Origin of the sequence: Providencia sp. PROV268 (genome assembly GCF_028477805.1) — a bacterium.
Taxonomy (GTDB): Bacteria; Pseudomonadota; Gammaproteobacteria; order Enterobacterales; family Enterobacteriaceae; genus Providencia; species Providencia stuartii.
Map to the genome: position 1 here is coordinate 39,481 of NZ_JAMPLW010000027.1, position 8,039 is coordinate 47,519.

Sequence of the window (8,039 nt, forward strand, 5' to 3'; positions counted from 1 at the left end):
TTACAATAGGTTAGAGAGTTAGCAAAATAATAAGACTATTCTCTAAGACAATCACACCGATAGTCAGCAACTATATTTAGTGATATTATTAGGCGCTTTCGCTTGACCGAGTCAGCGAAAATGCATGCCCTTTTGAGGGCGATGAATGATAAGACGTGCTTATCAATTGAGCGACTACGTAAAAACGTAATGTTTTCAATTAATAAGCACGAATGTAGAATTCGATGGTGCTCTGGGACCCGACAACCCAGTGCGGTAGCTATGGGTATTTGAAATACAGTACTGTGAAATTATTTTTAATTCTACTAAAGAACGATAAAACTTAATGAAAATTTCAACCTCTTCAATCAACAATATATTGATACCATTACTGTATATAAATTTTTATCTTATCCTAACATTTGATAAGTTAAAGAATTATAATTTTGCTAATATTCTTTTCCTTGTCTCTTGCCTATTAATTATTTTTATTTATTTTATAAAAAAAAATAAAAAGATAAAAATAGATACTCTGCTCTATTCCTTTAATATATTATTGGGATTATTGTTTGCTTATTTCTCAATATTTTTTGAGCCAAATCTAGATAGTTTGTTCTCCTTAGCAAAGTTGACACTTATTATGATGATGTCAGTGATAACAGCACAATGGTTATTAAATAATCTTTCAAAAACTATCATTTACTCTTCTACCTTTAGTATCTTAATTTGTATATATATATATATGGAGTTTTCATCCTCTCTATATGTGGGGTTTTCTGCAATGTTTGATAATCCCAACTCTTTAGGTTTAGTCTTATCCTTACCTCTATTTTTAAACTTATATTCTTTCCTATTTTATGAAAATAAAAAAGAATTATTATTATCATTAATTTCATTTATTTTAATCATTCCACTTTGTTTGTATAGTAATAGTAGAACGTCAATACTATCACCACTTATTTCGATATTATTTATATTACCTTTTTATTTAAAAAATAGAGTTAGTATTAAATACACCTTAATTATTACCTTAATAACATGCATCATTTTTAGCCTTTTTATGTTATTACCAATAATTGGGGAAATAATAAATTCCACCATAATAGACAAGTTTAGTCGTAAAGGTAGTGATAATATTACAAATGGTAGAGCTGAATATATTTTAGAGGCGTTGAATTATCTAAAGTACTTATCACCATCATTACTTCCATCGTTTATTATAGTAGACAATACATATATAGCATACGCAGTAAATTTTGGTATTATTTCTGCATTTTTATTCTTCTCAACACTCATCATTTACCCAATAATGCTTTTTATATCAAGACGTAATTATAATGAGAAACAATATTACTTTTTATTCGGAATATATATTTATTATTTTTTCTACTCTATATTAGAGAGTATAAGAATTACTCCTTTAACATTATTTTTTCTTTGTGGTTTTTTTATTATTATAAGAAATTTTTCAAACAAAAAAATAAAAAGTGTGAATTATGCTAATATTGTCCAAACTTCTAAATAATGTGAAAATTTTTAAGGGTGCTACATATACTTTAATAGGTAATCTATCTTTTTCATTTTCTCAATGGTGTATACTTATTATAATAAATAAACTTGGCACACCTAATGATGTTGGTATTTTTACGTTATCATTAGCTATACTCAATCCATTATTTATGTTAGCTCAAGGAGGACTTAGATCTTATATTGTAATAGATACTAACAGGCAATTTAGTTTTGATACATACTTTAATTTACGACTTATTTTTTCAATAATTGCATTAGTTTTATCCGTTATTTTTGTTTTTAATGATACCTATTTTTATTCAGTGATATTGTTAGCTGTATATAAGCTAATTGATTGCCTTTTCGATATTTTTTATGGAGAATATCAACGGTCAGATACTATGAAAATGATCGCAGTATCACGAACAAGTAGAGCTATTAGTAATGGAGTTTTATTTTTATTAGCATATTTATTCACAAAAAATTTAAATATTGCATTATTAACTTACATTATATCATCTATAATGGTTTTTATATTTTATGATTATCGTAAATATAAGTTTCAATTTAATAAAAAAAATATTACATTCTCAACTTTAAAAAAACTCACCCTTATATCATTTCCCCTCGCGATAACTGCATTATTAATATCCCTTAATACCAGTATCCCAAGACTTTTGTTAGAAAGACATTCAGGTTTGGTAGAATTAGGTGCTTTTGGAAGTTTTATGTATATAATTACAGTTGCACAAATTATTATACAGTCAGTATGCCAAGCATTCACGCCTAAAATGGCTCAAGCATACTATAATAACAATCATGATGTATTTAAAAATATAACAAAAATACTTTTAATCTTTACTATTTTAATTTCTTTTTTATTTTGCATGTTCTCTTTCCTATTCAAAGAGTTACTTTTTTTACTAATATTCAATACGGAATTTATTCAATACTCTCATTTATATAACAACATCATTCTGATAGCACCATTTATATTCCTAGCACTTGTGTTTGGTAATATTAATACAGCACGAAGAAGAATAAAATATCAACCAATCCTATTCTTTATAATACTCATAACTAATATACCTCTAAGTTATTTTTTAATACTATATATAGGTGCTAATGGTGCGGTGTTATCATCTTTGATTGTATCTATACTAACTATTATTCTATTAACAATTTACTCAATTAAAGGTCGTGAAGGATGAAAATTTTATTTATCACCGGACAGCTTGATATAGGGGGTATAGAATGTTGGTTAAGAGATCTAACAAGCTTAATGTTAGAAAAGAGAACTGACCTAGACATATATATTCTTGTTGACAAACCTCACAAAGGGACATTAGAAGATGAACTTATAGATAAAGGTATTAAAATATTACGAGTTAATTCAAGTAAAAATAATAAACTTATCTATATGAAAGATTTATATTCAATACTTAAGAGATATAAATTTGATGTTATTCACTCCAATGTTAGTTATACAAATGGTATTATATCACTAATTGGTTTTTTACTAAAAATTCCAGTTAGAATATCTCATATACATAGTAATCGTAATAGTAAACATTTTTCTCCTATTAAAAGAATGAGTTCGATCTTATTAAAAATATGCATAGAATTTTTCTCCACACATAAAATAGCTGTTAGTGAGCAATCAAAAAGTAATTATTTATTCGAAAAAAATGTAACTGTTATGGCATGTGGTATAAATTTGAAAGGAAAAGAATCACATATAGATATAAGGAAAGAAAAAGGTTGGCTTGAAAATGATATTATATTGTGTTCTGTAGGTCGGCTTGAGCGCGTTAAAAATCATGAGTTCACTATTAACTTACTCTCAAATTTACCATCCTATTATAAACTTGTACTTGCAGGGGAAGGATCGTTAAGAACAGAATTAGAGAATTTAGTACTAAAAGAAAATTTACAAGATCGCGTTATTTTTTTAGGTGGAATAAACTCTGTAATTTCTTTTTTAGAAAACAATGTTGATATTCTATTATTTCCATCTTTTCACGAAGGATTCGGTGTCGTCGCTATTGAAAGCCAACTAGCAGGTGTTCCTATCATTGCCTCCACAAATGTTCCAACTTCAACTAAAATATCTAATATCATAAATTATGTAGATTTAGATGATATGAACTCTTGGCTAGATAACATAATAAATATAAAAAAAATAAAAGGTAAATTAGAGATAAATGTTGATATCTTTAATATAGAATATAACTACAATAAGTTAATGAATATTTATTTAAATAAGTTATAGTTATAAGTTGAGAACACAATATAATGAATTCAGAAACAAAAACTCAAAGAATTGCCTTCATAGATAGCTACCATAGTGGTCTTTATGGAGCACCTAAGAGTATGCTAAGTTTAGCTAATGGCTTACACAATAAAGGATATAATGTTACTATTATAACTACGAAAGATGGTCTTTTATCATCAAAGGCAAAAGATGATGGACTAAATGTCAATATATTTGATGTTCCCAATATATTATTACTATCTCGTCGAAACTTAAAGATATATCATAAAGTTTTATATATATTCTCATTATTTTTTCTATGGTGTAAATCAATATTTAATTTTTCACTTAAAAAATATGATGTTATTTGTATTAATGATATTAGGACATTTTTATTTTTTTTGCCTATTATTTTCATGAGCAGGAAAAAAATTGTTTGGTATGTTAGAATAAATGATCGAGTAAAATTAATATCCTACATAGCTACCAGAATATCTGATAAAATTATATTAATATCTAACGATTGTTATTCTTGTTTTTCTAAAAATGAAAAGATAAAGTACTCTTCTAAATTTAACATTGTACATACTGGATTTAACCTTCCTGATGAGAAAAATTTAAAAGCAATACAGTTTAACCATAAATTCAATGATAAAGTTTTTATAACAATAGGGAGTATCTGTAAAAGAAAAAATCAAAAATCCATTATTAATTCATTTTCTAATTTAAAAATAGAAAATAAGCATCTATATATTTTGGGTAGCCCTACATCAGATATCGATAACTTGTACTATAAAGAAATTATAATGCAAATAAAAAAACTAAATTTAACGGAGAAGATATCACTCGTTCCCCATACTCCTTATGTTTATGAATATCTTTTCGCTTCTGATATTTTTCTCTTCGCTAGCCATAAAGAAGGTTTACCAAGAGTTATAATTGAAGCTTTGTCAACAGGGTGCTTTGTTGTATCATCAAAAGTTGATGGAATTTATGATATAATCAAAAATGATAATCTAGGCTTTGTAACACAAAGTTGTGCTTCAGATACAATGTTTCCTTATCAGTTTGAACAGTTACTAAATACTGCCTGTCATTTAGAAAAAAATCGAGAAATAAAAATTAAGTTTATATTAGACAACTTCTCATACAACCATTATTTAAATAATTTTATTAAACAAATAACCAAATATGAAAAAGAAAATAAAAAATGCTATTAGAGATTTAATTAGAATAATAGTTGGAAAAAAAATATATATATATTCCAGATTTATTTTAACTCATAAATATTGGCCAAATTTTAAAAACCCTAAAACCTTCTCTGAAAAAATAATTCATAGAAAATTAAATACTAATCCGTATACACTATCTAAATTTGTAGATAAATACACTGTAAGAGAGTATGTTGAAAAAAAAATTGGGAAAGAATATTTAATACCATTAATTAAAGCTAAAAATTTTATCCAACCTGAAGATTTTGATGACTTACCAAATGAGTTTGTTTTAAAAACATCTAATGGTGGCGGTGGAGAAAATGTTTTAATTATAAAAAATAAAGATGAGTTAAACCTTAATAATATTTGTAATAAATTCAATCAATATTTGAATGAAAAAATAGGCTCTAAAATAGATGAGCCCTTTTATGACATACAAAAGCCAAAAATTTTATGCGAAAAATTGATTAAAGATAAAAATGGTCATGTTCCCAATGATTATAAATTTCATATTTTTAATAGTAAGGAACAAAAAATTTTTATTCAGATAGATTCTGATAGATTTAGTAACCATAAGAGATCCATTTATACTATTGATGGTAAAAAAGCCAATTTCAAAATACAGCCTAAATATGATGAAATTGAGACTACTTTCATGTTTCCTGAAAATCTAGGGAAAATGTTACAACTAGCGATTTGTTTATCTGAAGATTTTGAATACGTACGTGTAGATCTGTATAACTGTGATGGAAAAATTTATTTTGGAGAAATGACATTTTGTCATGGAAGTGGCTGGGAGCCAATATCTCCAAAAAATGCAGATTATGAACTAGGCTCATATTGGGAAGAGTGATTTATTTATGAAATACTTAGTTACAGGTGCCGCTGGTTTTATCGGTGCAAAAGTTTGTTATGAATTACTAAAACAAGGCCATTCTGTCATTGGATTAGATTCATTAAATGATTATTACGATATAAATTTAAAGAAATCTCGTTTAAAACTGACAAATACATTAGATAATTTTAACTTTACTCAGCTTGATATTTCATGCGAAAAAAGTATGTCGACTTTATTCCATGATAATAAATTTGATCGAGTGATCCATTTAGCAGCTCAAGCAGGCGTTAGGTATTCATTAGAAAACCCGCATGCATATGCAAACAGTAACTTAGTTGGTTTTTTAAATATTCTTGAATGCTGTAGAAACCATAATATTGAGCATCTAGTTTACGCATCATCAAGTTCAGTTTATGGACTTAATAAAAAAACTCCATTCTCTGCATCTGACTCTGTCGATCATCCTGTATCTTTATATGCCGCCACGAAAAAATCGAATGAATTAATGGCTCATTCTTATTCACATTTATATAATATTCCCACAACTGGACTACGCTTTTTTACTGTTTACGGTCCTTGGGGACGCCCCGACATGGCGCCATTTATTTTTACTAGAAAAATTATCAATGGTGAAACTATTGATATAAATAATAATGGTGATATGTGGCGCGATTTTACTTATATAGATGATATTGTTGAAGGTGTTATTCGCATTTCAGATCTCATTCCAAAGAGAAATGACAGTTGGATAGTAGAGTCAGGGTCACCAGCAACTAGTTCTGCTCCATACAGAATATATAATATTGGACATGGTACACCTATCAATCTTATGGATTTTATTAAAACACTTGAAGATGAGCTAGGAATTGAAGCTAAAAAGAATTTTCGTGATATGCAACCTGGAGATGTATATAAGACTTTTGCAGATACTCAAGATTTATTTGATATCACAGGCTATAAACCTGTAGTAGGAATAAAAGAAGGTATTGCTAACTTAGTTAAATGGTACCGGGAATATTATAAAATATAGGATTTCATTTTTATGATTGCCATAACAGCTAATACAAGTTGGTATTTATATAACTTTAGGAAAAATACAATAAAGAGTCTCATTAATTCTGGATATACAGTATTAGCAATAGCTCCAAGAGATGAATATTCAGCACGTTTAGAAAGCTTAGGCTGTTCATTTGTAGACATTTTTATAGATCAAGGCGGTAAGAACCCCTTGAAGGATCTGCAAACTTTACTAAACTTCTATCGTATTTTTAGGCGATATCCAATAAAGTGTGTATTAAATTTTACGCCTAAAAATAATATATATAGTACTTTTGCAGCTTCATTTCTGAATATTAAAGTAATAAATAATATTGCTGGTCTGGGAACTCTGTTTATTGATGAAAATTTGTCCTCCAAGATAGCACGTAAGCTTTATAAACTCAGTCAAAGAAAAGCATCTAAAATTTTTTTTCAAAATGAAGAAGATAGAGCACTTTTTCTTAACAGTAGGTTTGCACCACAAGAAATTACTGAACGACTCCCCGGATCTGGAGTGGATTTAGAACGTTTTAAAGTATCTTTAGCTCCAGATGATGGAGTTATCCGCTTCTTATTAATCGCCAGAATGCTTTATGATAAAGGTATAGGGTATTATGTTGAAGCAGCAAGAGAGTTAAAACAAAAGTATGGTATAAGGGTAGAATTTAGATTACTCGAGTTTTTAGGTGTTAATAATCCATCAGCAGTCAGTGAGTCAGAAATGCAATCTTGGGTAAACGAAGGTATTATTATATACTTGGGCGTTTCAGATTCCGTTGAAGAAGAAATAGCAAAAGTAGACTGTATTGTCTTACCATCATTCTATCGTGAGGGTGTTCCAAAATCCTTACTTGAATCAGGAGCAATGGGTAAACCAATCGTGACAACAAATAATGTCGGATGTAGAGAGACGGTTGAACACGGTATTAATGGTTATTTATGTGAACCACGTTCTACTAAAAGTTTAATCACTGCAATGGAATCAATTATTCAAATGTCTCATGAAGAGCGTCTACAAATGGGACAAAAAAGCCGCATCAAAATGACTAATGAATTTAATGAGCAAATCATTATTACTCGCTATTTAGCTGCTATAGATGATTGTTTAATTAATTGAACGTTCAGATAAACATTTCTCTTCATAATATTTTATTTATTATTTCATTCACTTATTTTCAGGATTAAAAATGAAAATAGCAATTGCAGG

The 8,039-nt window shown here is 28.0% G+C and carries 7 protein-coding genes; all 7 read left to right on the plus strand.

Annotation, left to right across the window (positions count from 1 at the left end):
* Positions 1 to 325 precede the first annotated feature (325 nt).
* From PR699_RS17480 to PR699_RS17510, 7 genes are read left to right on the plus strand one after another with little or no spacing between them, the layout of a single operon-like run.
* The gene (locus tag PR699_RS17480; RefSeq protein ID WP_272572986.1) at positions 326 to 1,504 is read left to right on the plus strand and encodes an O-antigen ligase family protein; all 1,179 of its coding nucleotides are present in this window, start codon (positions 326 to 328) and stop codon (positions 1,502 to 1,504) included.
* Positions 1,476 to 2,699, plus strand: a complete 1,224-nt coding sequence (locus tag PR699_RS17485; RefSeq protein ID WP_249890567.1) for an oligosaccharide flippase family protein — start codon at positions 1,476 to 1,478, stop codon at positions 2,697 to 2,699. Before PR699_RS17480 ends, PR699_RS17485 begins: the two co-directional genes overlap by 29 nt.
* Positions 2,696 to 3,760 (plus strand): glycosyltransferase, encoded by a 1,065-nt coding sequence (locus tag PR699_RS17490; protein ID WP_249890568.1) that lies wholly within the window; start codon positions 2,696 to 2,698, stop codon positions 3,758 to 3,760. The genes PR699_RS17485 and PR699_RS17490 overlap by 4 nt, the downstream gene beginning before the upstream one ends.
* A 23-nt stretch (positions 3,761 to 3,783) precedes the next feature.
* A complete protein-coding gene (locus PR699_RS17495; RefSeq protein ID WP_014657226.1) occupies positions 3,784 to 4,962 on the plus strand; it encodes a glycosyltransferase in 1,179 nt (392 codons plus the stop codon).
* On the plus strand, positions 4,934 to 5,809 hold the full coding sequence (locus tag PR699_RS17500; RefSeq protein ID WP_272572987.1) for an ATP-grasp fold amidoligase family protein: 876 nt from the start codon (positions 4,934 to 4,936) through the stop codon (positions 5,807 to 5,809). Before PR699_RS17495 ends, PR699_RS17500 begins: the two co-directional genes overlap by 29 nt.
* A gap of 7 nt (positions 5,810 to 5,816) precedes the next feature.
* Positions 5,817 to 6,824 (plus strand): NAD-dependent epimerase, encoded by a 1,008-nt coding sequence (locus PR699_RS17505; RefSeq protein ID WP_249890570.1) that lies wholly within the window; start codon positions 5,817 to 5,819, stop codon positions 6,822 to 6,824.
* A gap of 12 nt (positions 6,825 to 6,836) precedes the next feature.
* Positions 6,837 to 7,949, plus strand: a complete 1,113-nt coding sequence (locus PR699_RS17510) for a glycosyltransferase family 4 protein (protein WP_272577865.1) — start codon at positions 6,837 to 6,839, stop codon at positions 7,947 to 7,949.
* The last annotated feature ends 90 nt before the right edge of the window (positions 7,950 to 8,039 follow it).